Genomic DNA, 1,411 nt, shown 5'->3' with positions numbered 1-1,411 from the left:
ACGGCGCCGGTCGGCTTATCGTTGATGTAGAAATTGCCCGCTGCGTTCTGCAGGGCCTTGGTGGCCTCGTCTATGGAATAGCGGTCGCCGGAGATCACTGCCCCGGTAAGCCCGTACTCCGATGTGCCGTCCACAAGCTTCAACGTTTCGCTCCAATCCTTGTCCTCGTATACGTAGACGGTCACCACCGGGCCGAACAGCTCGGTGTACATGGTCTCGTACTGTGGGTCGGTGGTCAAGATCACGGTAGGTTCTATAAAGTATCCTACGGACTTGTCGTAGTTGCCGCCGGCGATGATCTCGGCATTGTCATCGGCCTTGGCTTGATCGATGTACTTGGCCAGTTTGTCAAAGGACCCTTCGTGGATCACGGCAGTGATAAAATTGCCCATGTCCTCCGGGGAGCCCGGCTTGTTGAAGGATGCGATGTCCTTTTTGACCAGTTCCAAGGTTTCATCGGCAGTGGATTTTGGCAGGTACACCCTTGATGCCGCGCTACATTTCTGTCCCTGGAACTCAAAGGCCCCGCGGCTGATGGCGGTGGCCACCTGTTGCGGTTTGGCGGTCGGGTGCGCGATGATGAAGTCCTTCCCGCCGGTCTCGCCCACGATGCGCGGATATGTTTTGTACTTATGGATGTTGTTCCCGATCTGCTTCCAAAGGTTCTTGAACACGTTGGTGGAACCGGTAAAATGTATTCCCGTAAAGTCCGGGCTGTCCAACACGGTGTCGGATATCATAACGGGATCCCCGTAGACCACGTTGATCACGCCATCGGGCAGTCCGGCCTCCTTGAAGACATCGACGATCACCTTGGCGGAATAGATCTGGCTGTCACTGGGCTTCCAGACCACCACGTTGCCCATCATGGCCGCACTTGCGGGAAGGTTCCCTGCAATGGCGGTAAAGTTGAACGGGGTGATGGCATATACGAACCCTTCCAGCGGACGGTACTCGACCCTGTTCCAGACACCCTCGGAGGATTCCGGCTGTTCGCCATAGATCTGTGCCATGTACTCCACGTTGAAACGCAAAAAGTCGACGATCTCGCAGGCGGAATCGATCTCGGCCTGATAGATGTTTTTGGACTGGGCCAGCATGGTGGCGGCGTTCATCTTTTGGCGGTATGGCCCCGCGATGAGCTCGGCGGCCTTTAGGAAGATGGCGCATCGCTGTTCCCAAGTGATGTTGGCCCAGGCTTCCCTGGCTTCCAGGCAGTTGGCGATGGCCTGCTCCACGTGGGTCTTCTCGGCCAAGTGGTAGTGCCCCAGAATATGCTTGTGGTCGTGCGGGGGCGACATGGGCCTGGTGTTGCCCGTTCTTATTTCTTCGCTTCCGATGTAAAGCGGAACGTCCACTTCACTGTCGTAAAACGCCTTGTATTGTTTGAGTACTTCTTCTCGTTCGGGAG

1 protein-coding gene is annotated in these 1,411 nt (G+C 56.3%); it reads right to left on the bottom strand.

Features of this window, described 5'->3' with window-relative positions; genetic code table 11:
* Window positions 1-1,411: L-glutamate gamma-semialdehyde dehydrogenase (pruA, locus tag GUA46_RS15810; RefSeq protein WP_176621297.1), on the bottom strand; the 1,411-nt coding region annotated here is incomplete at both ends.

Source organism: Flagellimonas chongwuensis (genome assembly GCF_013376415.1).
Classification (GTDB): Bacteria; Bacteroidota; Bacteroidia; order Flavobacteriales; family Flavobacteriaceae; genus Flagellimonas; species Flagellimonas chongwuensis.
This window is presented reverse-complemented; position numbering and strand designations above follow the sequence as displayed.